The organism is Pseudomonas sp. WS 5059, assembly GCF_012985525.1.
Taxonomy (GTDB): domain Bacteria; phylum Pseudomonadota; class Gammaproteobacteria; order Pseudomonadales; family Pseudomonadaceae; genus Aquipseudomonas.
The window spans coordinates 389,453-412,680 of the sequence record NZ_JAAQWO010000001.1; the positions used below are offsets into that span (position 1 = coordinate 389,453).

A 23,228-nucleotide genomic window follows, 5' to 3' on the forward strand; every position below is an offset into this window, starting at 1 on the left:
TTCCTCCATCCGAGGGCTCTGTTGCAAGGCTTACACGTATTTCCCTACGCACAGTGGGGCTGTGCCGGGTAAACTACGCGGCTTTCTTGAAGGAGTTCATATGAGTCAGTACCAGCCGGGCATTCTTGCCGCACCGGTGCCGTTGCAGGCACGCCATCTGTTTTTTGCCATCGAGTCCATCGACGCGGTGCCGGCTGCGCTCGACGCGCTGGTACAGTTGGCCGACTCGGCAGTGGTGGTGGGGTTGGGTGAGCCGCTGGTCAATGCACTCGGCGCTCGCATCGAAGGGCTGCGCAGCTTCCCACACGTTTCGGCGCCGGGTGCCAACAACCCGTCCACCCAGCAGGCGCTGTGGTGCTGGCTGCATGGTGAAGACCGTGGTGAATTGCTGTTGCGCAGCCGGGCCTTTGAAAAGGCCCTGGCGCCGGCGTTTCGCCTGGTGCAGATGACTGAAGGTTTCCGCTACAAGACCGGTTTTGACCTGACCGACTACGAAGACGGCACCGAAAACCCCCACGACGACGCGGCAATCGAAGCCGCCGTCGCCGGCAGCGGCGCCAGCTTTGCCGCGATCCAGCAGTGGCAACATGACCTGGACGGGTTCGCCGCCTTACCGGCCGAGGAGCGTGACCACATCATCGGGCGTCGCCATGGCGATAACGAAGAGCTGGACGACGCCCCCGAGTCGGCCCACGTCAAGCGCACCGCCCAGGAGAGCTTTACCCCCGAGGCCTTTGTGGTGCGCCGCTCCATGCCCTGGGCCGAAAACGGCCAGGCGGGGTTGATGTTCCTCGCGTTCGGCCATTCCTTCGATGCCTTTGAAGCCCAGTTGCGCCGCATGAGCGGCCTGGAAGACGGGATTGTCGACGGCCTGTACCGCATCAGCACGCCGTTGACCGGTGGTTACTACTGGTGCCCGCCACTCAAGGACGGGCACCTGGACCTTAGCGCGATCTGCGCCTGACCCGCTTGCCGCCGAGAGCGGCTAGCGATCAGTTGTCTTTCAAGGCCTTCAACCACGCTGGATCCAGGCGTGTTTGCTCGGCCTTGATCCCCAGCGCCTTCATCTGCGCCTTATGTTTCTCGACCTCGGCGACCAGTTGTGCCTGGGCGCTGGTATTGGCGTCCAGCTCGTGCATTTGCGTCAGCCCCAGGTGATAGAACCGCAGCAGCTTCATCGCTGTCGGATCGTTGGCCTGTACCCGCTCGGTCACCTTGTGCATCACATTGGTCACCCGCATCAGGCTGCGCTTGAGCTGCCAGCCATAGATCGCCGGCGCGAGCCAAGCCTGTGACCAGAGCGGGCCACGTACCAGGGCGATGGTCAGCACCACACCCGCCACCACACCGCCGACATTGAAGCGAAAGTTGTCGCCGCCAGGCTCGCCAAACAACATCACCGCCAGGCTCGACAGCAGCATGGCCAGGGCGATGAAGATCACCGCGACGATCAACGTGCTGCGGCGGGTCTGCTGGCGATAGGTTTGCGGATCGACAGGTTTGATCTCAAACATGCGGGGTGCAGTCTCCATGAGCTAAGTAGGGGTATTGCGCGGCGCGGCATCTTCTCACGGTTTGTCGACGGGCGTGAGAAAGTTGAACGATGGCGGTCGGGGTTTTCTCTAAGAAGTGTGTGCATCGTGAGCAAAGCGAAGGAGATGGCTGTGACTGAACAATCGAAAAAGCCCGCTGGCCCGCATTCCTCGGAACACGCCAGTGACCAGCACGACCTGGATTTTGATCCAGACTCCCCGGACGTGGCCGACCCGCAGGTTGACCCCGTCGGCCCGGCCATTGCCCCGCGGGACAAGCAGCATAAAGCCGGCAAGCAGCCGGCCTATGACCCCCTGGGCAACCTGAAACCCAAATAGCCCCCACAACTGTAGGCGCCGGTTTGTCGGCGATGAGGCCCTTTAGCTATTGCCCGTCGCCGACAAACCATCCCCTACAAATGCTTGGGCGCGAGCCAAGTAACCTCTGTGATGCCGTATTTCTCCGCCCATGGCCGGGTAGTCTTCTTGGTGCGCTCATGGCCAGGACGGCCAATACGCCCGACATGGGCCACTCCCGCATCACAGCTGGCCCAATGCCATGCCTCGGCGTTGTTCATCACCTCCGCCCGCACCACAAAGGACTTGGGTTCGCCGTGCAGCCTGTAGTGGATGGTGTAGATCGTTGCCGTGCCCATATTGCCTCCCTGTTTTGATATGGAGTTGATGCAATTAGGTTCAGAAAGGTTCAGAAAGTTTGTGCCACATCCCTACGACCCATTGCCACAGATCAGTATTGGCAGCGGCAACGGTTACGGGTATTAGTGGAACCTTCGCCCCGCGCCCAAGGATCGCGCCATGTCCCAGGATTCACCGAGCCTGACCCACAGCCGCCTGTACCTGCAACGCCTGGGGTATGACACCCCGCCCGCGCCCACATTGGCGACTCTGGCGCAGTTGCAATTGCGCCATATCAGTACCTTCGCCTTCGAGAACCTCTCGGTCCTGTCACACCTGCCGGTGCCCCTTGACCTGGCCAGCATCGAGCAAAAAGTCCTGTTCGACGGGCGGGGGGGCTATTGCTATGAACTGAACCAGATGTTCCTGGCCTTGTTGCAAGAGCTGGGCTTCGAGGCGCGAGGAATCACCGGTCGGGTGGTGATCGGCGGGCCGCCTGATGCGCATACCGCGCGCACCCATCGCCTGAGCCTGGTGACCCTTGAGGGTGTGCGCTACATCAGCGATGTCGGGTTTGGTGGCATGGTGCCAAGCAGCCCCTTGCAACTGGACAACCTGGCGCCACAGGCCACCGCCCATGAGCCCTATCGCCTGACCTTGAATGCCGGCAGCTACACCCTGTGGGCCCAGGTAGGCGAGGAGTGGCGTGGGCTGTACGTGTTCGACCTGCAGTCGCAGTCGCACTATGACTATGAAGTGGGCAACTGGTATGTCTCCACTCACCCCGACTCGCCATTTCGCAGGCAGTTGAAAGTGGCGTTGATCGCACCGGGGCTGCGCCGCACCTTGAACAATGGCAACTACGCGGTTCATCACCTGGGCCGCGACAGCGAGAAACGCACGATCAGCGATGTCGACGAACTGTTGGCGCTGCTACAGCAGGCGTTTGGTTTGCGCGTACCCGAACACCCGCAACTACGCCTGCGACTGGCGCAAATATTGGCCCAGACTTGATGCGAATTTGTATAGAGGCTTGATCTAGAGCCTTCGCTGAAGCGTTTTACCTCCGAATCCAAGGCAAATTAAATCGAACCTTTTGCAAAACAGGGGGTTCGAACCGATTCCTGAATAATTTGCCCACCTCAAAAGGAGATGTAAAACGATGTCCAGACTATTCGGAAAAATCCTCAAGAATTCTTCGGTCCTGGCCCTGGTTGCCGCGCCGGCCGTGGTCTTTGCTGCACCGTCCACCGACCCGATTTCCACCTTCGGTATCCTGGGCAGCTACAACGACTTCAAGCTCGAAGGCGGTAGCGAAAGCGAAAAGGACCATATGCCGCAAGCCGGGCTGTTCTATAACTTCGGCAACAAGCTGACTGCCGAATCCGGCTTCATCTACCAGGCCGGTGTAGACGCCAAGTTCGGCAAGAAAAGTGACAACAAGCTCAAAGACGGCCAGGCCGATCTCGATCTGGGCTGGCGCGCCGCCCTGGATGCGCGCAACTTCGTCGATGTGCTGGTCGGTGGTGGCTACAGCTGGACCCGTTATGAGCCGGACTCTGGCGACTACGACATGAAACTCACCAGCAAGTCGCCGTTTGCCAAGGCGGCGGTGGGTTACAACCATCAGTTCGACAGCATGACCATGCGCGTCGAACTGGGTGCGCGCCAAACCCTCGACGGCCGCGCCAAGCTCAAGGTCGACGGCATCGGCAGCGACACCGTGGACCTCAAGGACCGCACCAATCCCTACGCCGAAGTCAGCCTGCTGATGAACCAGAACGGCGACCTGCCAGTGATGGCAGGCCTGTATTACACCCGCACCGAGTACAAGCTCGATGAGGATTCCGAAGTAGCCGATAACACCAAGCTCAAGCGCGATGAGTACGGCTTCAAGGTCGGCCTGGCGTTCTAAGCCAGTTGTCGCGGGCGCCGGCGGTCTGTGATGGAGCGCCGGTCGCCCGACCCTGTCCGCCCAAGCCCCCCTTTGTGTCCCCCAATACCCTCAACACCGCGCCGCCACTGACTTAGTGTGAACCCTGCTGTTCACACAACAAGAGAGGGTGGCTATGTGGTCTACAACCCCCCGTCGCATAGGGTTGCTGCTGGCCTTGCTGGGCCTGCTGTCAGCCTGTAACGACAAACCGCAACATCCCCCGCCCGCCACGGCGAGCAACGCCGTGCCCACCGACCTGGCGCTGGCCCGGCTCTACGACACCAGTTGCAAACTCTGTCACGCCAACCCTGCATCCGGCGCGCCACTGACCGGCGACAGCCAGGCCTGGGCCCCACGTGTTGCCCAGGGCGCAGACACGCTGCTGGACCATACCCTCAACGGCTACCACGGCATGCCGCCGATGGGCCTGTGCATGCAGTGTTCCGAGGAGCAGTTCCTGGGGCTGATCAGCTTCATGGCCGGTGTTCACATTCAATAATAATGGGGTAGGTGATGGTGCTTTCACGCAGGCAACTGTTGCAGCGCTCGGCCGCAGTCGGCGCGTTCCTGGCAATCAGCAGCAACCCGGCGCTGGCCCAGTTGGCCCGGGCGCCGCGCTTGATCCCGTGGCGCAACTGGTCGGGTGCACAAGCCTGCCTGCCCCTGGAGCGCCTGGCGCCCAAGGACCTGGATGAGTTGGTGCAGGTCATCCGCCACGCCCCGGGCAAGGTCCGCCCGGTGGGTTCGGGCCATTCATTCAGCGCCTTGGTACCGACAGATGGCACGTTACTGTCGCTGAGTTTTTTCAATGGTTTGCTCGATCACGACCCCGGCAGCCTGCAAGCCACCTTTGCCGCCGGTACGCCCATGTCCCGTATGGGGCCTGCGCTCAAGGCGGTCGGCCAGGCGCTGCCGAACATGGCGGATATCGACTACCAGACCCTGGCCGGCGCCATTTCCACCTCGACCCATGGCACCGGGGTCGGTTTTACCTCGTATTCCGCCGGTGTCAGCGGCCTGCAACTGGTGACGGCCCAGGGCGAGGTGCTGGAGTGCGACGCTGGGCGTGAGCACGAGGTGTTCAACGTCGCCCGAGTGTCCCTGGGCGCGCTTGGCGTGGCCACCCGCGTGCGCATGCAAAACCGCACGCCTTACCGCCTGCGGGAGCGCCAATGGATCGCCCGCACCGAGGAGCTGTTGGAGGACGTGGCAAACAACACCCGGGAGAACCAGCACTGGGAGATGCTGGTGGTGACCCATTCCGACTACGCGTTGTCCATCGCCCTCAACGAAACCAGCGAAGCCCCGACCCCGCCAATCGACCCGGCAGAGGCGGGCGGCAATGAGTTCGTGTCGATTATCGAAAACCTCGACAAATATGCCAGCGACTTCCCCGCAACCCGCCGCACACTGCTCAACAGCCTGCGCTATTTCGCCAGCTTCCAGGACCGGGTGGCCGAATCGTTCGAGGTCTACGCCAACGTGCGCAATGTGCGTTTCAACGAGATGGAGTATTCGGTGCCCGCCGAACATGGCCCGGCCTGCCTGCGGGAAATCCTCAAGTTGATCCGCGACAAGGACCTGCGTACCTGGTTTCCCATCGAGTACCGCTACGTCAAGGCCGACGATATTCCCCTGAGCATGTTTGAAGGCCGCGACAGTTGTTCGATCTCGGTGCACCAGCACTACACCATGGACCATCACAACTTCTTCGCCGCGGTCGAGCCGATCTTCTGGAAATACGCCGGCCGGCCGCACTGGGGCAAATTGCATAGCCTCAATGCCCGCACCTTGCAGGGCCTGTATCCGCGCTGGAATGAGTTCGCGCGGGTGCGCCAGGCCCTCGATCCCGGCGGCAAGTTCCTCAACGCGCACCTGTCATCCATCCTGGGAGTTGCCTGATGAACCGCAGAAACTTCATGGCCGGTACCCTCGGCGCCGGAGCCTTGCTGGTGGCGGGCGCCGCGCTGCTGCGTCCGGCTGACCGGGGCGCGCCGTACAGCGCGTATTTTCGCCAGTTGAACCAGCAGCTCAAGGCCCATGGGCCGATGCGTCCGGTGTTGCTGATTGACCTGGATCGTCTGGATCACAACATCGACATCGTGATGCAATCAGTGCGGCGCGGCGGCAAGCACCTGCGGCTGGTGGAAAAATCCCTGCCTGCGCCGGGGCTGTTGGCCTACATTGCCCAGCGCGCCGGCACACAGCGCCTGATGTCGTTTCACCAACCCTTTCTGAACCATGATGCCCAGGTGTTCCCCGACGCCGATATCCTGCTGGGCAAGCCGTTGCCGGTGCGCTCTGCCGAGCTGTTTTATCAAGGGCACCAGGGGCCTTTCGACCCCGCCCGGCAATTGCAGTGGCTGCTGGATACGCCACAGCGCCTACAACAATACCTGGCGCTGGCCCAGGGCCTGGGCACACGGCTGCGGATCAATATCGAGCTGGATGTGGGCCTGCATCGCGGCGGTATCAGCGACAACGCAGTGCTGGGGCAGATGCTCGGACTGATCAGTGCGCATCCCCAGCATCTGGAGTTTGCAGGGTTCATGGGCTATGACCCGTTTGTCGGCATGGGCGTGCCGGGCATCCTAGGCTCGCCCCAGGCGTTGTTCGACAAGGTCATGCAGCGTTACCACGGTTTTGTCGACTTTACCCGCCAGCAGTTTGCCGCGTTGTGGCGTGATGGCCTGACGCTCAATACCGCTGGCAGCCCCAGCTATGGGATGCATGAGCAGGAGCAGTTGAGCAGCGAAGTCTCTGTGGGCACCGCCATGCTCAAACCGACGCATTATGATTTGCCCTCCCTCAGCGAGCACGTCCCCGCGGCCTACATCGCCACGCCGGTGCTCAAGAGCACCGGCGCGGTCAACATCCCGGCGCTGGACGACAAGTCCCGGTTGTTGTCTTGGTGGGATCGCAACCAGCGCGCGACGTTCTTTATCTATGGCGGTAACTGGATGGCTGAGTTCGAGTCGCCCCTGGGGCTGCAAAGTAATGGCTTGTATGGCCGCAGCTCCAATCAGGAGATGGTCAATGGTTCGCCGGGGGTTGGCTTGAACATCGACGATCAGGTGTTCTTGCGCCCGACTCAGACTGAGTCGGTGCTGTTGCAGTTTGGCGATCTGCTGGCGGTGCGCGGCGGCAAAATTGTCGACAGCTGGCCGGTCTACACGGGTTGAAACTGCGCACGCCTGTGTAGGAACCGGCCTGTGGCAAAGGCCTTGTTGCAGGGCGGCTACAACGCAAACGGGATCGTTAGCTTGGCCCACAACATGTCGCCTTGCGGCCGGTTCTCTACATCAAATTCCTTGGCCCAGCGGATCTCCGCACTGGCGTACTTGAGAAAGGTGAAGTACACCGCCGGCCCCACCGCAAACACCTGGCCCCGCACCCCATCGTCGACGTCTTCGCCGTAGATAGTGGTGACAGTGCGCCCGTACTGCTTATCGTCAGTCGTCTGCTTGAGATAGTAGCCATTGATGCCCAGGCTGACGTTGTCGCTCACTTTGTAGCTGGCCGAGTAGTCGAAGTGGAAAATCTGCCCGGAGCGGTAGTCGGTGTCGTGGTTTTCCTGGTTGAAGCTGTAGGTGGTCTTGATCGACAGTTCAGTGCGCTCGTTGGGTAGCCATGTCACCGACACCAGCGGCTTGTAGGTGTAGAAGTTGTTGCTGGTGTTGGCTAGGCGCGAGGCATCGTACTCACCGGTAGGCACAGTGATTTCCACGGCGGCGCCCAGGGTCAGGTTTTTGCCCAGGTCCCACAGGATGATCGGCGCGATGGTGGTGTCGCCCATGCTTTCGCGTTGGTCCGACATGCCGAACAGCGCCACTTGTTGCTTGAGGTATGGCTGGGCAATGTAGCCGCCTAGCCGCCCGCCAAACACCCGCAGCGGGCTCAGGTAGTCCAGGCGCGGGATGATCGCGTCCGAGCGGATCTTTACCTGCGCTACTTTGCCCCCCAGGGAGCTGATGTCCAGTTTCGTCGCTTCATAGTGGTTGTAGTAAAGGTTGAAGGCGAACATGTGGTCCGGCAGGTGATCGACATCCAGGGGCAGGATGTAAAAGCCATCGGTACCGGGACCGATATTGTCCACGCCGCCCTCCGTGGCCAGGGTCGGCAGGCTGATAAGGGCCAGGGCAAGGGGCAGGGGGGCAAGCGCGCGGGTTGGGTTCATGGCTGGGCTCATTATTATTGTTGGATGAATGCACCGGCGGCCCTCATCGCAGCCGCGCCCATAGAAATAAGCCCTTGGCGCCCCAGTGGGCAGGGTATTGGCGGCCACATAAGGGGGCTTTGCCGGACACCGTTCATTCAGAGTGCGGCGAGCCTTGCAAGCACCTATGATTGTCAGGATGTTTCTAAAACAATAACCGGGCATAGAGTCGGGAATCGCAGATCCATGCACAGCAAAACCGTTGATCCACACTACGAATTGGCGCTGGTGTCGCCTTTTCTCCTGCAGACCCTGGGGCAGGTCGTGGCGCAAAAGGGCGCCAATGCCGAGCATCTGTGCCGTGGCCTGGGGTTTACCCTGGCCGACCTGGAAGACCCGGCGCTACGCATTTCCTATCGCCAGGCGGTGGCGATGATCCAGCGTGCCCTCAAGATCCTGCCCGAGCAGGGCCTGGGCCTGTGTGTCGGCAATCAGAACGTGCTGGGCACCCTGGGCCTGCTGGGGCATGTCATCTCGTTGTGCAAGACCTTGCGCGATGCCTTTGCCGTGGGCGAGCGCCACCAACACACCTCCGGCGGCATCGCCACCTCACGCACCCATGAAGGTGCGCAGGAGGTCATGGTGGATGTCGAATGCCTGTTGCCCTATGCCGAGGTCCAGGTGTTTGCCGCCGAGGAGTTCTTCGCCAGCCTCATGATCTACGGTCGCACCCTGGTGGGCAGCGAGTTCAAGCCATTGCGCATGGAATTCATGCATGCGCCGCCGGTGTATGCCGGCGAGTACCAGCGTTTGTTCGGTGACGATGTGCGCTTTGGCTGCCTGCATAACCGCATGGTCCTGGAGACCCGGTGGCTTGATGTGCCGTTGCCCAACCACCATGCCCTGGCATTGCGTCAGGCCCTTGGCCTGCTGGAACTGGAAAGTGCCGAACTGCACCGCAAAATGGACCTGATCCAGGCGGTGGAACGCGCCATTTCCCGCGACTTGCAGGGCAGCCAGCTAGAAAAAGTTGCCCGTGACCTGAACATGAGCGGGCGCACCCTGCGCCGGCGCCTGACCGACCATGGGCTGACGTTCGAAGCCTTGCTCGAACAGGTACGTCGCTCCCGCACCATGGGGCTGCTGGGCAACCCCGGGTTGTCCATCGAGCGTATTACCCAAGAGGTCGGCTACAGTGACGTACGCAGTTTTCGCCGAGCGTTCAAGCGCTGGACGGGGCTCAGCCCCAGTGCGTTTCGGGGCATGCCCACGGATTTGCATTGAACCCCGCAGCCCGCTCAGTGCCACATTAGGGCAACGCACACTTATCTGGAGGTTGGCATGCGCACCATCGATCTGGCGGGTACCCCGGTTCCGGTCATCGGCCAAGGCACTTGGCGTATGGGTGAAGACCCTGGACAGCGAACGGCACAAGTCGCTGCGCTGCAACTGGGCATCGACGAAGGCATGACCCTGATCGACACCGCCGAGATGTACGGCGAGGGCGGTGCTGAAGAAGTGGTCGGGCAGGCGATCCAGGGGCGCCGCGAGCAGGTGTTCCTGGTCAGCAAGGTCTACCCCCACAACGCCAGCAAAGCCGGGATTCCCCGCGCCTGCGAGGCCAGCCTCAAGCGCCTGGGTACCGACCACATCGACTTGTACCTCCTGCACTGGCGCGGGCAATACCCCCTTGCAGAAACGGTTGAAGCCTTTGAACGGCTGCGTGACGCCGGCAAAATCGGGCGCTGGGGTGTGTCCAACTTCGACGTCTCGGACCTTCAAGAGTTGGCATCACCTGCCTGCGCCACCAATCAGGTGCTCTACAACATCGAACAACGCGGCATCGAGTTCGACCTGTTGCCCTGGTGGCAACAACACAACCTGCCGTTGATGGCGTACTGCCCAATCGCCCAGGGTGGACAGCTGCTGGCCAGCCCCACCCTCAAGCAGATTGCCCGTCGCCATGGGGTGACACCGGCCCAGGTTGCCCTGGCGTGGGTATTGCGCCAGGACGGCGTTATCGCCATCCCCAAGGCCGTGACCCCCGAGCACGTGCGTCTCAACGCGGCGGCGGCCAGGCTGGTGCTCGACGAGCATGACCTGGACGCCATCGACCGGGTATTCGGTGCGCCGATACGCAAGCATCCGCTGGCGATGGTGTGATGTCGCGACGCGATGCCGTTTTCGCTGCCCGCAAAGGTTACCCGCTACGGTCAGCCAGGCCATGTAACTGACAGTACTCAGCCCACTCCAGGCCTGCCATCTGGGCCACTTCCTTATGCACTTCCAGGCGCTTGGTCTCGAACTCCTGCGGCGACTGGCTGATCAGCTGCAGCGTCAGCTCCCAGGCGAACAGGTTCTGCGCCTCGGCCTCGGCCTCAAAGGCTTCGTGCAGGCGTTCGGCACGGTATTGGGCCATGGTTTCGCGCTTGGCCTGGGCGGCCAAGGGGTTCAGCGTGTCCAGTTCGGCGCGCAACTCGGGGCGCTGCTCCAGGAAAATATCCAGGGCAAGCCGAAGGTTTTCGCCAGGTTCAGACAAGGGGTTACTCCAGCAGTACAGGTTGCCCGACCTCAGGACGAGGCTTGTTCGTAGCGGCTCTTGCGGCGGGCGCGTTTACGCAGGCGATTGGCCGTCCACTGTTGCAGCGGATCGAGCATAAAGAAAAACAGGTACGCAGCGAGCACCAGGGTCAAGTCGACCCAGGTTTTGCTGATAGGCCCTTCGACGGCTTCGACCGCGGCCTTGATCAAAAACAGTACGGCGACCCCACACAACCAGAGCACTACAGTGAAAACCAGAGGTCGTGCGCGATTTGAAATCCTGCGTTGCATGTTCAATACATCTCCCTGAGATCCCTGGGGCAGTCGGCGTAGCGACCCCTTGGGTGTAAAAGTGGTCCGTGGCTCGAGTCGTTCGATACCGGCCTGGGGGTCGACAGACCCACGAAGCTGATGACCTGTGCGGGCTGCAGTTGGTTCCGAAAACCTGCTCCAGACGCGTGGGCGCAAGGCCCGTAAGCGCACTATTGTTTCAAAAAGCGTAGGAAATTACACCCTTGTCTGCACGCCAACTGGCCCCGCAAGACGGCGCATCGCCGCCAGACGCGGCAAAGTCCTTTCATTTTCGCGGCCTGCACGTGTAGCGTTAAGCCATCGTTGAAGACTCTGGTCGAGGGGCTGGCCCCGCTGGGATGGCCCCAGGGCAAGGAGATAATCATGGCGCAAACGCTGTTCAAACTCTTCTTCACCCGGCGCCTGGCGGCTTTGGCGAGCACAGAGTCGTTGCGGGCCATCCGCGAAGGCTTGCTATGGATCTTGCCGTGCCTGCTGATTTCGGCAGGGTTCCTGCTGTTGTCTGAATGTGCGCGTATCCTCGATTTTCCCCCGCCGCTGGTGGCCTTCCTGGCGGGCCTGCACGCCAAGATCAGTTCAGTGATCCCGCTGCTGGTGGCGGCTTCCATCGGCTATATGCTGGCGATCCAGCACCGCTTGCCACAGTTGCCGGTGGCCTTCCTGTGCCTGGCGCATGTGGTCATTGCGACCTTTGTCCTGCGCGATTATCCACGGGCGTCGGCAACCTTCGTTCTGTTTATTGCTATTGCTTCGCCACTGATCAATGTCCCGGCGATTGCCTGGCTGCATCGGTGGCGCTGGACCCGCCTGGTCAACGAAGACCTGGTGGGGCACAACCTCAAGGGCACCGTCAACATGGTGGTGCCAGGGGCAATCACCGCATTGCTGCTGGTGGTGATCTTGTCGTTGCTGTTGCAGGTACCCCATGTGGTGCAGTTCCAGGGCCCGGTAATGCTTGATGCGTTGCAGTCGCCTTATGGCAGCGGGATGTTTGTCACGGCGATCAACTCGCTGCTGTGGTTTTTTGGCATCCATGGTGTGTATGCGATGCAACCGCTGTTTGACGCACTGGACCAGGCCGTGGTGCTCAACAGCACGGCGCTGGCGGCGGGGGAACCGATCCGGTACCTGTTGAACGGCGGCCTGCTGGGCTGCTTTGCCTTTATTGGTGGCGCTGGCGGTTCCCTGTGCCTGTTGCTGGCGATCCTGCTGTTTTCCAAGACCCAATCCATGCGCCTGCTGGCAGTGGCCAGCCTGCCGCTGTCACTGTTCAACGTCAGCGAAGTGTTGCTGTTCGGCCTGCCGATCATCCTCAACCCGCGCCTGTTCATACCCTTTTTAGCCGTGCCGGTGATCAACACGGTATTGGCGTTACTGGTAGTGCAGGCCGGCTGGGTCTCGCCTGCGGTGGCCAGCGTGCCATTTACCGCGCCGGTGCTGCTCAATGCCTACCTGAGCACCCAGGGCGACCTGGCTGCGGTGGCGTTGCAACTGGTGCTGCTGGGCTTGGGCACGCTCGTCTATGCGCCCTACGTGCGCGCGATCCATCGCCAGGCGCAAGAGGGCGGTACGGTTTACCTCAAGTCATTTGACATGACCTTTCACGGGCTCGAAGAAAAAGGCCGCCTGCTGGAACTGGACCCGGTGCTGGCGTCGCACAAGGCGCTGGCACGCCAGGCCATTGAATTGAGCAGGATCCAGCAGATCAGCGACTACGAGTTCTACCTGGAGTACCAACCCCAGGTGTCCTCCCTGACGGGCCTGTGCACTGGCTGCGAAGCACTGATGCGGGCCCGCGATGGCCAAGGCAAGGTGCATTCGCCCTGGGAGTTCCTCCAGTGGCTGGCCCAGGCCCGGTTGATGCCGGACGTGGACTTGTGGGTCGCCTCCCAGGCCGTACGCCAATACCTGAAGTGGCAGAAAATCGGCTTTGCGCTGCCAATCACCATCAATGTCTCCAGTGCCACCCTGACCGCCCCGGCGTATGGCCGGCAATTGGTGCAAATCCTGTCCCAGGCCAACGGCCAGGTGTCGGTGGAGATTACCGAGGATGCGCTGGTGGGCGACATTCAGATGACCCGGCAGATGATCGAAAAACTGCAGGGCATTGGGGCCAAGGTCTATATCGACGACTTTGGCACCGGGTTTTCCGCGCTGAGTTATCTGCACCAGTTCCCGGTGGACTTCATCAAGATCGACCGCAGCTTTGTCGTGGCCCAGCAGGACCCCAAGGGCGCCCAGGTATTGATCGGCATGTTGCGCTTTTGCGAAGCGCTGAACCTGGGAGTGGTGGTTGAAGGAGTGGAAACGGCCGAGCAGTTGGCCTTTGTGCAGTCGGGCAGGGGCCACGCCGGGGCAGAGCTGATTATCCAGGGCTGGTATTTCAGCAAAGCATTGCCCTGTGACGGGGTACAAGACTTTGTGCGCAAATGTGCGGCCAATGGTAATGCGCAGGCCGGCGTATAAGTCCTTCTACATATAACCCACGTATTGAAGTGTCCGTTTTAATGGGGCTTCCTACTGCATACACAGCTAATTCGTAGGACTAGTCGCAAATGGAAAATGCCCTCTGGTGTGCGGCGTTTTTTCAGGTAGATTATTTAATACGAATTTTGAAAAAGAATTTTAAATTGAAACTTACTTAATGGCTGTGTCCTTGCTCAGTGTCTATGCCTTGGTTTTTAGTGCGGCAGGCATGGCAGTTGAGGCGCGCAAGGATTTTAAGTTACACCTGCGCAAAGTTTGGCTTTTAGTGATCTGCCGATTAATCATTACGGCGGACTCAATGCGGCTTTGACTCGGGAAGTTGTTGCTTAAACAAGTGTAAGTATATCGTTAGTTGAATTTGACTTTGGCTGGAAAGAGCGTCTTGCGGTTTACCGTGGGCGCTTGATCATGGCCATTATCCCGGCGACTTAGTTCGCTATTTATGTGAGGAAAAATAATGAAAAGCTTGAAGACCCTCGTTTGTATAAGTTCCTTTGCTCTGCTGTTTGGCGCAGCTTCCATGGCCAGCGCTGTGTCGATCACCCCGGAAGGCCCGTTTACCACTGATCCAGGCACCATTGTTGTAACGTCGCCATCTTCCCTGGGAGCTCCCATTTCGTGCGGCATCGTGTTCGGCGGCAATGTCAGCGGTGGTGTCGCCACCGTGACGTCGGCCACGTTGACCGGCGGTGGCCTGTGCAATCTGCCGAAGCTGAAAAACATTCCGTCTCCTGGCTGGGTGTTGACCGCCACCAGCTATAACGCGAGCACCGGCACCGGCACTGGCACCGTGTCAAACGTGGGCTGGACCGTGGCATTCCCGGCATCCAACTGCGGCGCGGGTACGTTGAATGGTGAATGGGACCAGGCGACCCGCACCCTGACCGGTAAAAACCAACCGCTGTCCGGCAACTGCGCCGTCCAATCCCTGAGCGTCAGGGTGCCGACGCTCAGCGTAGGGCCGTGAGCAACTCACTCTCTGGTGCAAAGGGCTGATCACCCGTGAAAGGCAGGCGCCTCGATAGAGGCGCCTGTTGTACGGCGGATAACAAAAAGGAGTCGAGCATGAGTGACAAGAAGCAGCAGGCCCGGGTATGCCTCGGCCTGGCAATGTGGGCTGGGCTGATGGCCGGGGGCAGTCAGGTCCAGGCGGGCGCATTCATGACGCCGACGGCCAGTACTGCCGGCTGGGGGCGGGCGTTCGGTGGAGGAGCGATGTTCCAGAACGATCCCTCGGCGGCCTACAACAACCCGGCGGCGATGGCATTCATTGACCAGAGCATCTCGCAGTTCACCCTCAACTACGCCGACATCGACATCAAATACAAAGGCTCGGCACATGACTACATGGGCAATCCGGCGTCCAGCACGGTGTTCGACCCGGACACTGGCCTCACGACGTCCACCCCCCGTACCGGCAACGGTGGCCAAGGCGGCTTCGACGCCTGGGTGCCGAGCGGCTTTGTGGTGATACCGCTCAACGAGCGCTTTGCCTTCGGCCTGAGCCAAGTGGTGCCCATGGGCGCACGCACGACGTGGGACGAAGACTGGAAAGGCCGCGACTTTGCGGTGGACACCAAGATCGAAACCGTGGGCCTGACCGGTTCGTTATCGTTCAAGGTCAATGAGCAGTTTGCCGTGGGCGGCGGTGCGATTGTGCAGCACACCAAAGGCTTCGTGAGCCAGAACGTCGACCTGTATGCCGCCGCCGCGCAGTCGCCGGACCTGGGCAACATTCCCTTTCCGGCCGGCCAGGGCAGCGCCTTGATGCGGGTCAAGGTCGACAACACCTCCCTGGGCTGGTTTGCCGGCATGGCCTGGAAGCCGACGTTGCACGACACCTTCGGCCTGAACTACCACGCCAAGATCAGTAACAAGCTGGAGGGTAAATACAATATCCACGCCGATGCACTTTCCAGGGACCTGATGACCACCCCGGTACTCGATGGCAAGACCCTGGTCGAACTGGCCTATCCGGGCCTGCATCTGTATCCCGGCGGTGCCAATGCCTCGGCACAGTTGGACATCCCGGCCAATGCGTCCCTGGACTGGGTCCACCGGTTTTCTGAGCGCTTGACCCTGGGCCTGAGTGCCACCTGGACCCAATGGTCATCGTTCAAGGCGCTGACCTTGAAGTCGGATGGCAGCACCCTGGTATCGATTCCGTACAACTACAAAAACACCTGGACGTACGCCATCGGTGGCGACTACGCCCTCACCGACGACTTCACCCTGCGCAGCGGCGTAGCATTTGACCAGACCCCAACCCCCAACTCCACCCGCGACCCACGGATCCCGGATGGTGATCGGGTATTTGCGTCCCTGGGTTTTGGCTACCACATCCGGGCGATTCCGGGCTTGAGCATCGACGGCGCTTATTCGCGGCAGTTTGTGCAAAGTGTCAAGCTCAAGACCAAGAACATTGACCGTCTTGGCGCCGCGTCGCTAGAGGGAAAAGCCCAGATCAAAGGCGAAGTGCTTAGCCTGGGGGCTACCTACGCCTTCTGAGCGAGATCCCCTGCGAGAACGGGCTAGCCAGCTCCTACAGTGGGTCGGTGGTGTGGCCAAGCAGATCCCCTGTGGGAGCGGGCTTGCCCGCGATAGCTGCAGCCCACTCACCATCCCTCTTGGCGGGTACACCGCTATCGCCAGTCACCCACCCCCACATCAATGTGAAGTCCCCTCAGCAAACTCGATCTTGTTCCCCACGTTGTACTTGCCCGAAGGCTTGTTCATGGGAATCCGCTTGACCTCCTGCAGCGTCTGGCTGTCATACACGATCAACGCACCCTCGCGATCCCAGATGCTCAACAGCAGGTAACGCCCATCCCGGGTGAACTCCACGTGCGCCGCCGTCTTGCCCGGCATGGGCCGCAAGGTGTGGGCGATTTCCAGGGTCTGCTTGTCGATCAAGTGGATCGCATCATTGCCGGGTGCAAAAAACACATCACTCCACACATAGCGCGAGTTGCTGTGGCTGCGCATAAAGAACCCCGGCCCGAGGGTGGGGATCTGTTTGATCAGCTTCCAGGTCTTGAGGTCCAGCACCGAAATCTGCCCCTTGCTGATATTCGGCGTGGCAAACACCCACTGCCCGTTGCGCTGCCAGTAAGTCCCCGAGCCCAGGTGCGGCATGCCGGCCAGCGCAATGTCGGTGACCACCTGCCCGGAGTCGAGGTCGATCACTTGCCCGCCGCCGGCCTTGCGCGAGGTGGCGAGCAGTTGGCGATAGTCAGGTGAAAAGGAAAAGTCATCGAGCACATCCTGGGCCTGGATGCGCCGGGGTTCGAAGCTCGGGCTGGGCGCCGCATAGGACAACTCCCAAACCTCATTCACATCCTTGAGGGCGACGATAAAGCTGTTGCGCGGAGGAGCGGTGTACACCGCGCTGACCCGCGAGTTTGTCGGTAAGGTCTTGACCAGCGACAGATCGCGCGCATCCAGCACCACCAGGTTGCCCGGCAGGTAATTGCCCACCAGCACCCAGCGCCCGTCCTTGCTCACCGCGAGGTTGCGGGTATTGAGCCCGGCGCGGACCTCGGCGATCAACTTGAGGTTGTGCAGGTCATACAGGCTGATCCAGCCGTCGCGCGAAGCAAAGTACACAAAACGCCCGTCCGGAGAAAACTTCGGCCCGCCATGTACGGCAAAGTGCGAGGCAAAGCGGTCGAGCACTTCAAAGCGGTCACCGTCGAGAATATCGATGTGATGGTCGCCGGACTCCACCACCACAAACAGGTTCAGCGGGTCGGCGTGGTGTTGCGGGGTGCTCGGCAGTTGGCTGAGGTCGGCCAATTGGCGATGGCTGCTACGGATATCCTGTTCGTTCCAGGTCGCGGGGGTGGCCGGCGGCTGTTGCAGAAAACTCACCAGGGCGTCGATCTGTTGCGCCGTCAGCAGCGGCGCGAATGCCGCCATCTGGCTGGCCGGGCGGCCGTGTTCGATCACCTGGCGCATCTCGGCCGGCTTGATTCGCCCCAGGCTCTCGGGCAACAACGCCGGGCCGCTGCTGCCGACCCGGTTGAGGCCATGGCAGCTTTGGCAATGCTGCTGGTAATCGGCGGCGGCATCCGGTGCGCCGTGGGCGGCGCTGGCCCAGAGCAGCGGCACCAGCCACAGGCGTTTCATACCGCCACCCTGGACGCCGCGAAGTGGCCGGGCACAAGGCTGGCGGGGTAGTGCAGGGCGGCGTCGGCAAACAGGTCGACCACCTGCCCGATCACCGTCAAGGTCGGCACGCCGGGCTCGCACATCAGCGCCAGGGCTGGCAGCAGGCGCAGGGTGCCGCGATGCACCTGCTGGTCGGCGCGGGCGCCGTTGCAGATCAGCGCCGCTGGCGTGTCGCCGGGCAGGCCGGCACCGATCAGGCGCTCGGCGATCATCGCCAGGTTCGACAGGCCCATGTAGAACACCAGGGTCTGGCTGCCGTCGGCGAGGCTGTCCCAGGGCAGCTTCAATTCGCCGTCGCGCTGCAAATGCCCGGTGACGAAGCGGCACGAGTTGACCAGGTCACGATGGGTCAGCGGGATGCCCGCATAGGCGCTGCAACCGGATGCCGCCGTGATGCCGGGCACCACCTGGCACGACACACCTTGCGCCAGCAGGTACTCCAGCTCTTCGGCACCGCGGCCAAACACGAACGGGTCGCCGCCCTTGAGCCGCACCACCCGCTGCCCCTGCTGGGCCAGTTCGGCCAGCAGTTCGTTGATCTGCGCCTGGGGCAGGCTGTGATAACCGCTGGCCTTGCCCACGTAATGCCGGGCGCAGGTCAGTGGGATCAGGGCCAGCAGATCGGCACTGATCAGGCGATCGAACACCACCGCATCGGCCTGCATCAGCAGGCTCCAGGCGCGCAGGGTGAGCAGGCGCGGGTCACCGGGGCCGGCGCCGACCAGGGCGACTTCGCCGGGGTGGAAGGGGCTGTGCAGCACGGAGGGTAATGCGTGGGATGAGTGCATGAGACTTCCTTGGTTCATCATCAGGTTGGCGGCCCCCGGTTGTGTCACCAGGTGGCCGGCCGGTGGTTCAGCGTGCCGAGCAAGGAATCAAGGTGGGCGGTGTACGGGCGATCTCTGCATCGCTGAGGTAGCAACCGGGGTCCGGGCCCCAGAGGTCGCCGTCGGCCCAGGCGCGGGTGCGCGTGTTGCCGTTGCAGATCCCCAGCCAGCGGCACTCGGTACAACGGCCACCGATCTGGCGTGGGTATTGGCGCAGGCGCAGCAGCAACGGGTCGGGGCGCTCCAGCCAGATCTCGCGGAACGAGGTGTGGCGCACATTGCCCACCGAGTATTGCCACCAGTAAGTGTCCGGGTGCACTTCGCCGGTGTTGTCGATATTGGCAATGCCGCTGCCCGAGGCATTGCCGCCCCAGGCATGCAGCAGGTGTTCAAGTTGCGGGTAGTGTTCCGGCAGGTGCTGGTGCACCCATTGCAGCAACAACACGGCGTCGGCGTCGTTGTTGCCGCTGACAAAATCACTGGCCACGCCATTCTGGATGTCGTCCCAGGCCTGCTGGAAAATCATCAGCATGGCCTCGCGGCTCATCTGCTGGTGCGCGTCCAGTTGCCGGCTGCGTTTGCCGCGCCCACTGTAGTTGAGGTGCGAGAGGTAAAACTTCTGCACATCGTATTCCCGCATCAAGGCCAGCAATTGCGGGAGCTGCGCGTGGTTTTCCTGGGTCAGGGTCGTGCGCAGGCCGACGCGGATACCCGCCTGGCGGCACAGGTTGATGGCGTGCATCGAGCGCTCGAAACTACCTTCGCATTGGCGGAATGCATCGTGGGTGGCCTTCAAGCCATCGATGCTGATGCCCACATAGTCAAAGCGTGCGGCGGCGATCTGCTGGATGTTGCCTTCATCGATCAGCGTGCCATTGCTCGACAGCGCAACAAAAAAGCCCTTGGCACGGGCATAGGCGCTGAGTTGGAACAGGTCCTCGCGCAGCAGGGGTTCGCCGCCCGAGAGAATCAACACCTTGACCCCGGCCTCGTGCAGGTCATCGATCACCTTCAGTGCGGCCTCGGTGTCCAGTTCATCGCGGAACACGCTGTCGGCGCTGGTGGCATAGCAGTGCTTGCAGGTCAGGTTGCAACGGCGCAGCAGGTTCCAGATCACCACCGGCGCGCGCTGGCTGCCCGGTTTGGCGCTGCGCGGTGGTGGGCATTGACCGGCCAGGGTGCGCAGGTAATGACTGATCCTAAGCATAAGATGTTCCTTCTTCAGCGCGCACGTGCAGGAGCGAGGGGAGAGCTCAGGCGCAAGCCGGTTTTTTTCAGGATGCGACTGCTCACCAGCATCTCGTCCGCCCGGTTGGCATCGCCCAGCAGGAAGCGCAGGTGTTCGCGGTAACTGTCGATTTCTTCACGGCTGCGCCCATGCACCATGGCGAACAGGTTGTACGGCCAATCCGCGCGCCGGGGGCGGCGGTAGCAGTGGCTGACAAAGGGCTGGGCGCCGATCAGTTCGCCCAGGCGCGGCATCTGTTCGTCGCACACATCCCACACGGTCATGCCGTTGTGGCGGTAGCCCAGGCGATAGTGATTGGGCACGGCGGCGATCCGGCGGATGGCGCCTTCCCCTTGCAGGCGCTTGAGCAGGTCCAGGGTCGATTCGACGCTGATACCCAGTTGCTCGGCGAGCCAGGTCCAGGGGTCTTCCACCAGCGGCAGGCCGGCTTCGGTCAAATGGATCAGGCGCTGGGCCAGGTTCTCGTCAAACCGGGAAATACAGGCCGACATGGTAGGTTTGCTCCTTGGGCAGGTTAAGCACCTCAAGCCCGGTCAGGGTGTGGATATGCGCTAGGGTCTGGTCGAGGTCGTCGCAGGTTGCGCAGGCCAGCACAAACCACATGTTCCAGGGATGCTCGCGCCGGTAGTTGTGGGCCACTTGCGGCAGGTCGTTGAGTTGCGCCGCGACCTCTTCAAAACGTGATTCGGGCACCGCAAGGGCGGCCAGGGTGAACGCGCCCCCCAGGCGCTCGATGTCGAACATCGGCCCGAAGCGCGTCAGCACGCCGTCTTCGAGCAGCAGGTGCAGGCGGTCGAGCAACGCGTCGGGCGTGCTGCGTAGCTCATCAGCCACTGCCTGCCATGGGTCACGCACCAGCGGCAGGCCCCGTTGCAGGCGATTGATCAGTTGCCGGTCGAGTTCATCCATGGGCCCACACCTGTGACGGCGGCGGCGCAAAACGCCCGCCGCATTGCTTGAACATGCGCGTGCTGAATAGCAGGTGGTGGGGCAGGTCGCTGAGCAGATGCTGTTGCAGCAGCGCCTCGATCTGCGCCTGTACCGCTGCGCGTTCACGCCCGTGCACCATGCAGAACAGGTTGTAGCGCCAGTGCGGCAAGCGCCGTGGCCGCTGGTAGCACAGGGTGATGCCCGGCGCGCGGCCCAGGCGCTGGCCGACTTCATCGATCAGTGCATCGGGCACATCCAGCACCAGCATCGCATTGGCCACATAGCCCAGGGCGCGGTGATTGAGCACCAGGCCGACGCGGCGGAACAGACCCTGTTCCTGCCATTGCTGCATCTGCTTGAGCACTTGCAGGTGATGGGCTCCGATCTGCTCGGCGAGGTCTTCATAGGGCCGCGACACGCGCGGCAGCCCACGCTCCAGGCACTGGCGCAGGTCAAGCAATTGTTCATGGTTCAGCGGCGCGATCACGGGTGGACTCCCAGGGCGAAACCCAGGTCGATGCGGTAGGAGGTGAGCATGGGCAGGTCCAGGGGGATCAGGCCGGTGTCCTTTTCCAGCTCTTCCAGGATCTGTTCCAGATGGCGGCGATTAGGCCCGGTCAGCACAAACCACAGGTTGTAGTGATGTTCGCGGGCGTAGTTGTGATTGACCTCGGGGTAGCGGCTGATGCGCGCCGCCACTTGCTCCAGGCGCTCGGCGGGCACCGCCAGGGCGGCGAGGGTACTGGCGCCGGCACGGCTGTGATCGAACACCGGCCCGACCCGCGACAGCGCGCCCGCCAGTTCCAGGCGTTGCAGGCAGGCCATCAGCTCGCGCTCGCTGCAGCCCAGGGTTTGCGCCATTTCCAGGTAAGGCTCGGCACACAGCGGCATGCCGTGTTGATAGCGGTCGATCAGGCGTGCGGTCAGTTCATCCAGTTCCATCTCAGTACCCCATTTTTTGCGCGCGGCTGCTGAAGAATATGCCGCTGGGGCTGTCGGCCGGCAGGGTCTTGAGCAAGGTCAAACGATAAGGATCCCAGACCTGCACCTGCTGGCCGTCGCGAACCGACAACCACAGCTGCTCACCGCGCCCGGTGAATTCCATGTGCAGCACACCGGGGCCGGGGCGCAGGTCCGCGACCACCTGGTGGGTTTCACTGTCGAGTACCTGCACCCGATCGTTGTCGGGGTAGGCGAAGTTGACCCACAACTGGCGCCCATCAGGCCGTGCGGTGACAAAAATCGGCTGGCCGGCCACGGCGATGGCGGCGGTCTGCTGCCAGGTGCGTGCGTCCATCACCAGCACCTGGTGCCGGCCCACGGCGGGCACGAACGCCTGGTTGTCGGCCACGGCCCAGCCTTCCAGATGCGGCATCTTGTACACCGGCAGTTTTTCCTGGCCGCGACCGTAATCGGCCAGCACGCGCTTGACCCCCAGTTCGGGGTGCCACAGGTCGAGCTGGGCCATGCCGTCCTCGCCAAACAAACCGGCCATGTAGTAACGGCCATCGGCAGTGATCAGCGCGTCATAGGGCTGGCGGCCAATACCGCTGAAGCGGGTGATGGCCGGGGTGTTGCCCTGGCTGAAATCGGCGCTCCAGATCTCGTCGGTATCAAACAGGCTGAACACAAAGCGCTGCCCTGGCGCATCCACCAGGCCCACCACCCGCGAGCGTTTGCCGTCGGCCACGGGCGTGGCCGGGATATCGGCCACCTGTTGCAGGGTCACCGCGTCGAACACCTTGACCCCGCCCGGCTGGTAGTTGGAGACCGCAATCAGGCGCCCATCCTGGCTGATCGCGCCACCGATGCTGTTGCCGCCCTGGATCAGGCGTTGGTCGATGCGCTGGGTCAGCAGGTCAACCTTGGTCAACCCGCCGTCCCGGCCAAAGAGGTAGGCGTAGCGCTGGTCCCGGGAGAACACCGCCGAGGCGTGGGACAAATCCCCCAGCCCCTCGACCCGGGCCAGGCGCGCCTGGTGGCTGCTGTCGATAATCAGCAGGCTGCCGCTGGCACGTTCTACCACCAGGCCCAGGTCGCCGGTGCCGCGTAGCGGTGGCTGGACACAGGCCGTGAGCAACAGGCCGGCAATGCACACAAACAGGGGACGGATCATGGCGCAGGGGTTCCTTGCAGGAGGCGATCCACCAGCCAGGCAATTTCGCCGGCATTGAGCAACGGCGCCCAGCCAGGCATCGCCAGGGCAGGGCGGCCATAGGTCACGGTGGCAATCAGGGCATCGCGGGTCTGCCCGGCCAGGGCTTGGGGCGTCAGGGCCGGGCCCAGGCCACCGGTCAGATGCAGGCCGTGACAGGCCCCGCAGTCCTGGGTCAGCAGGTGTTCCAGCTGGACCTGGCGCGCAGGCGCCGGTGCTCCGTGCACCGGCGCGGGAATGAGGAAAAGCAACGCCATGGCCGAACCGATCATCGAGACTTGCATGGCGTGCTCCTTG

At 62.1% G+C, this 23,228-nt stretch carries 26 protein-coding genes; 12 read left to right on the plus strand and 14 right to left on the minus strand.

From position 1 onward, the window contains the following. Positions 1-100: 100 nt before the first annotated feature. Complete coding sequence (locus HBO12_RS01745) at positions 101-964, plus strand: Dyp-type peroxidase (RefSeq protein WP_169953067.1); 864 nt, start codon at positions 101-103, stop codon at positions 962-964. A 28-nt stretch (positions 965-992) separates the two neighbouring features. On the opposite strand, the gene HBO12_RS01750 is transcribed toward HBO12_RS01745, so the two are convergent. Beyond that, complete coding sequence (locus HBO12_RS01750) at positions 993-1,514, minus strand: DUF3087 family protein (RefSeq protein ID WP_170041256.1); 522 nt, start codon at positions 1,512-1,514, stop codon at positions 993-995. Between the two features lie 150 nt (positions 1,515-1,664). Between HBO12_RS01750 and HBO12_RS01755 the strand changes: the two genes are divergently transcribed. Beyond that, a complete protein-coding gene (locus HBO12_RS01755) occupies positions 1,665-1,871 on the plus strand; it encodes a DUF6021 family protein (RefSeq protein WP_346266481.1) in 207 nt (68 codons plus the stop codon). A 74-nt stretch (positions 1,872-1,945) separates the two neighbouring features. Here the strand turns inward: HBO12_RS01755 and HBO12_RS01760 are convergent, their stop codons facing one another. Beyond that, positions 1,946-2,188 carry a DUF6555 family protein gene (locus HBO12_RS01760; RefSeq protein WP_169953073.1) on the minus strand — a complete coding sequence of 81 codons (243 nt, stop codon included), beginning with the start codon at positions 2,186-2,188 and terminating at the stop codon, positions 1,946-1,948. A gap of 160 nt (positions 2,189-2,348) precedes the next feature. Between HBO12_RS01760 and HBO12_RS01765 the strand changes: the two genes are divergently transcribed. From HBO12_RS01765 to HBO12_RS01785, 5 genes are all read left to right on the plus strand, one after another. Further along, positions 2,349-3,182: an arylamine N-acetyltransferase family protein gene (locus HBO12_RS01765; RefSeq protein WP_170041258.1), complete on the plus strand. Its 834-nt coding sequence runs from the start codon at positions 2,349-2,351 to the stop codon at positions 3,180-3,182. Between the two features lie 148 nt (positions 3,183-3,330). Beyond that, entirely contained in the window at positions 3,331-4,083 is a 753-nt protein-coding gene (locus HBO12_RS01770; RefSeq protein ID WP_170041259.1) for an outer membrane beta-barrel protein, read from the plus strand. Between the two features lie 154 nt (positions 4,084-4,237). After that, positions 4,238-4,603, plus strand: coding sequence for a c-type cytochrome (locus HBO12_RS01775; protein WP_170041260.1), 366 nt, complete (start codon positions 4,238-4,240; stop codon positions 4,601-4,603). A 74-nt stretch (positions 4,604-4,677) separates the two neighbouring features. Beyond that, on the plus strand, positions 4,678-6,006 hold the full coding sequence (locus tag HBO12_RS01780) for a D-arabinono-1,4-lactone oxidase (protein WP_170041605.1): 1,329 nt from the start codon (positions 4,678-4,680) through the stop codon (positions 6,004-6,006). A 68-nt stretch (positions 6,007-6,074) separates the two neighbouring features. After that, a complete protein-coding gene (locus HBO12_RS01785; RefSeq protein ID WP_170041606.1) occupies positions 6,075-7,286 on the plus strand; it encodes a DSD1 family PLP-dependent enzyme in 1,212 nt (403 codons plus the stop codon). Positions 7,287-7,342: 56 nt separating this feature from the next. On the opposite strand, the gene HBO12_RS01790 is transcribed toward HBO12_RS01785, so the two are convergent. Further along, positions 7,343-8,281: a SphA family protein gene (locus tag HBO12_RS01790; RefSeq protein ID WP_170041261.1), complete on the minus strand. Its 939-nt coding sequence runs from the start codon at positions 8,279-8,281 to the stop codon at positions 7,343-7,345. 225 nt (positions 8,282-8,506) lie between these two features. On the opposite strand from HBO12_RS01790, the gene HBO12_RS01795 reads away from it, so the two are divergent. Both HBO12_RS01795 and HBO12_RS01800 read left to right on the plus strand, forming a co-directional pair. After that, complete coding sequence (locus tag HBO12_RS01795; protein WP_170041262.1) at positions 8,507-9,544, plus strand: AraC family transcriptional regulator; 1,038 nt, start codon at positions 8,507-8,509, stop codon at positions 9,542-9,544. A gap of 57 nt (positions 9,545-9,601) precedes the next feature. Then, positions 9,602-10,423: an aldo/keto reductase gene (locus HBO12_RS01800; RefSeq protein ID WP_169953085.1), complete on the plus strand. Its 822-nt coding sequence runs from the start codon at positions 9,602-9,604 to the stop codon at positions 10,421-10,423. A gap of 37 nt (positions 10,424-10,460) precedes the next feature. On the opposite strand, the gene HBO12_RS01805 is transcribed toward HBO12_RS01800, so the two are convergent. Beyond that, positions 10,461-10,799 carry a DUF6388 family protein gene (locus HBO12_RS01805; RefSeq protein WP_169953087.1) on the minus strand — a complete coding sequence of 113 codons (339 nt, stop codon included), beginning with the start codon at positions 10,797-10,799 and terminating at the stop codon, positions 10,461-10,463. 32 nt (positions 10,800-10,831) lie between these two features. After that, entirely contained in the window at positions 10,832-11,044 is a 213-nt protein-coding gene (locus HBO12_RS01810) for a hypothetical protein (protein WP_346266482.1), read from the minus strand. 432 nt (positions 11,045-11,476) lie between these two features. Here HBO12_RS01810 and HBO12_RS01815 point away from each other — a divergent pair, with 432 nt between their 5' ends. From HBO12_RS01815 to HBO12_RS01825, 3 genes are all read left to right on the plus strand, one after another. After that, a complete protein-coding gene (locus tag HBO12_RS01815; protein ID WP_170041263.1) occupies positions 11,477-13,579 on the plus strand; it encodes an EAL domain-containing protein in 2,103 nt (700 codons plus the stop codon). Positions 13,580-14,057: 478 nt separating this feature from the next. Then, on the plus strand, positions 14,058-14,567 hold the full coding sequence (praB, locus tag HBO12_RS01820) for an alkane oxidation protein activator PraB (RefSeq protein ID WP_169953093.1): 510 nt from the start codon (positions 14,058-14,060) through the stop codon (positions 14,565-14,567). Positions 14,568-14,665: 98 nt separating this feature from the next. Beyond that, on the plus strand, positions 14,666-16,108 hold the full coding sequence (locus tag HBO12_RS01825) for an outer membrane protein transport protein (protein ID WP_169953096.1): 1,443 nt from the start codon (positions 14,666-14,668) through the stop codon (positions 16,106-16,108). Positions 16,109-16,267: 159 nt separating this feature from the next. Here the strand turns inward: HBO12_RS01825 and HBO12_RS01830 are convergent, their stop codons facing one another. The 9 genes from HBO12_RS01830 to HBO12_RS01870 form a co-directional block, all read right to left on the minus strand. Next, positions 16,268-17,728: a cytochrome D1 domain-containing protein gene (locus tag HBO12_RS01830; RefSeq protein WP_170041264.1), complete on the minus strand. Its 1,461-nt coding sequence runs from the start codon at positions 17,726-17,728 to the stop codon at positions 16,268-16,270. After that, entirely contained in the window at positions 17,725-18,558 is an 834-nt protein-coding gene (cobA, locus tag HBO12_RS01835) for a uroporphyrinogen-III C-methyltransferase (RefSeq protein WP_169953101.1), read from the minus strand. The genes HBO12_RS01830 and cobA overlap by 4 nt, the downstream gene beginning before the upstream one ends. Positions 18,559-18,625: 67 nt before the next feature. Continuing rightward, positions 18,626-19,804, minus strand: a complete 1,179-nt coding sequence (gene nirJ / locus HBO12_RS01840) for a heme d1 biosynthesis radical SAM protein NirJ (protein ID WP_169953103.1) — start codon at positions 19,802-19,804, stop codon at positions 18,626-18,628. Between the two features lie 14 nt (positions 19,805-19,818). After that, the gene (gene ahbB, locus HBO12_RS01845) at positions 19,819-20,337 is read right to left on the minus strand and encodes a siroheme decarboxylase subunit beta (RefSeq protein ID WP_170041265.1); all 519 of its coding nucleotides are present in this window, start codon (positions 20,335-20,337) and stop codon (positions 19,819-19,821) included. Continuing rightward, a complete protein-coding gene (locus HBO12_RS01850; RefSeq protein ID WP_169953107.1) occupies positions 20,312-20,755 on the minus strand; it encodes an Lrp/AsnC family transcriptional regulator in 444 nt (147 codons plus the stop codon). Before HBO12_RS01850 ends, ahbB (HBO12_RS01845) begins: the two co-directional genes overlap by 26 nt. Next, positions 20,748-21,263 (minus strand): siroheme decarboxylase subunit beta, encoded by a 516-nt coding sequence (ahbB, locus tag HBO12_RS01855; protein ID WP_169953109.1) that lies wholly within the window; start codon positions 21,261-21,263, stop codon positions 20,748-20,750. Before ahbB (HBO12_RS01855) ends, HBO12_RS01850 begins: the two co-directional genes overlap by 8 nt. Continuing rightward, complete coding sequence (locus tag HBO12_RS01860; protein ID WP_169864180.1) at positions 21,260-21,718, minus strand: Lrp/AsnC family transcriptional regulator; 459 nt, start codon at positions 21,716-21,718, stop codon at positions 21,260-21,262. Before HBO12_RS01860 ends, ahbB (HBO12_RS01855) begins: the two co-directional genes overlap by 4 nt. Position 21,719: 1 nt before the next feature. Then, complete coding sequence (locus tag HBO12_RS01865) at positions 21,720-22,892, minus strand: cytochrome D1 domain-containing protein (protein WP_170041266.1); 1,173 nt, start codon at positions 22,890-22,892, stop codon at positions 21,720-21,722. Then, a complete protein-coding gene (locus HBO12_RS01870) occupies positions 22,889-23,215 on the minus strand; it encodes a c-type cytochrome (RefSeq protein ID WP_169953114.1) in 327 nt (108 codons plus the stop codon). The genes HBO12_RS01865 and HBO12_RS01870 overlap by 4 nt, the downstream gene beginning before the upstream one ends. Between the last annotated feature and the right edge of the window lie 13 nt (positions 23,216-23,228).

Coding starts and splice junctions, on each gene's coding strand:
- HBO12_RS01745 (WP_169953067.1), top strand. CDS start 101: ATGAGTCAGTACCAGCCGGGCATTCTTGCCGCACCGGTGCCGTTGCAG.
- HBO12_RS01750 (WP_170041256.1), bottom strand. CDS start 1,514: ATGTTTGAGATCAAACCTGTCGATCCGCAAACCTATCGCCAGCAGACC.
- HBO12_RS01760 (WP_169953073.1), bottom strand. CDS start 2,188: ATGGGCACGGCAACGATCTACACCATCCACTACAGGCTGCACGGCGAA.
- HBO12_RS01765 (WP_170041258.1), top strand. CDS start 2,349: ATGTCCCAGGATTCACCGAGCCTGACCCACAGCCGCCTGTACCTGCAA.
- HBO12_RS01770 (WP_170041259.1), top strand. CDS start 3,331: ATGTCCAGACTATTCGGAAAAATCCTCAAGAATTCTTCGGTCCTGGCC.
- HBO12_RS01775 (WP_170041260.1), top strand. CDS start 4,238: ATGTGGTCTACAACCCCCCGTCGCATAGGGTTGCTGCTGGCCTTGCTG.
- HBO12_RS01790 (WP_170041261.1), bottom strand. CDS start 8,281: ATGAACCCAACCCGCGCGCTTGCCCCCCTGCCCCTTGCCCTGGCCCTT.
- HBO12_RS01795 (WP_170041262.1), top strand. CDS start 8,507: ATGCACAGCAAAACCGTTGATCCACACTACGAATTGGCGCTGGTGTCG.
- HBO12_RS01800 (WP_169953085.1), top strand. CDS start 9,602: ATGCGCACCATCGATCTGGCGGGTACCCCGGTTCCGGTCATCGGCCAA.
- HBO12_RS01815 (WP_170041263.1), top strand. CDS start 11,477: ATGGCGCAAACGCTGTTCAAACTCTTCTTCACCCGGCGCCTGGCGGCT.
- praB (WP_169953093.1), top strand. CDS start 14,058: ATGAAAAGCTTGAAGACCCTCGTTTGTATAAGTTCCTTTGCTCTGCTG.
- HBO12_RS01825 (WP_169953096.1), top strand. CDS start 14,666: ATGAGTGACAAGAAGCAGCAGGCCCGGGTATGCCTCGGCCTGGCAATG.
- HBO12_RS01830 (WP_170041264.1), bottom strand. CDS start 17,728: ATGAAACGCCTGTGGCTGGTGCCGCTGCTCTGGGCCAGCGCCGCCCAC.
- cobA (WP_169953101.1), bottom strand. CDS start 18,558: ATGCACTCATCCCACGCATTACCCTCCGTGCTGCACAGCCCCTTCCAC.
- nirJ (WP_169953103.1), bottom strand. CDS start 19,804: ATGCTTAGGATCAGTCATTACCTGCGCACCCTGGCCGGTCAATGCCCA.
- ahbB (WP_170041265.1), bottom strand. CDS start 20,337: ATGTCGGCCTGTATTTCCCGGTTTGACGAGAACCTGGCCCAGCGCCTG.
- HBO12_RS01850 (WP_169953107.1), bottom strand. CDS start 20,755: ATGGATGAACTCGACCGGCAACTGATCAATCGCCTGCAACGGGGCCTG.
- HBO12_RS01860 (WP_169864180.1), bottom strand. CDS start 21,718: ATGGAACTGGATGAACTGACCGCACGCCTGATCGACCGCTATCAACAC.
- HBO12_RS01865 (WP_170041266.1), bottom strand. CDS start 22,892: ATGATCCGTCCCCTGTTTGTGTGCATTGCCGGCCTGTTGCTCACGGCC.
- HBO12_RS01870 (WP_169953114.1), bottom strand. CDS start 23,215: ATGCAAGTCTCGATGATCGGTTCGGCCATGGCGTTGCTTTTCCTCATT.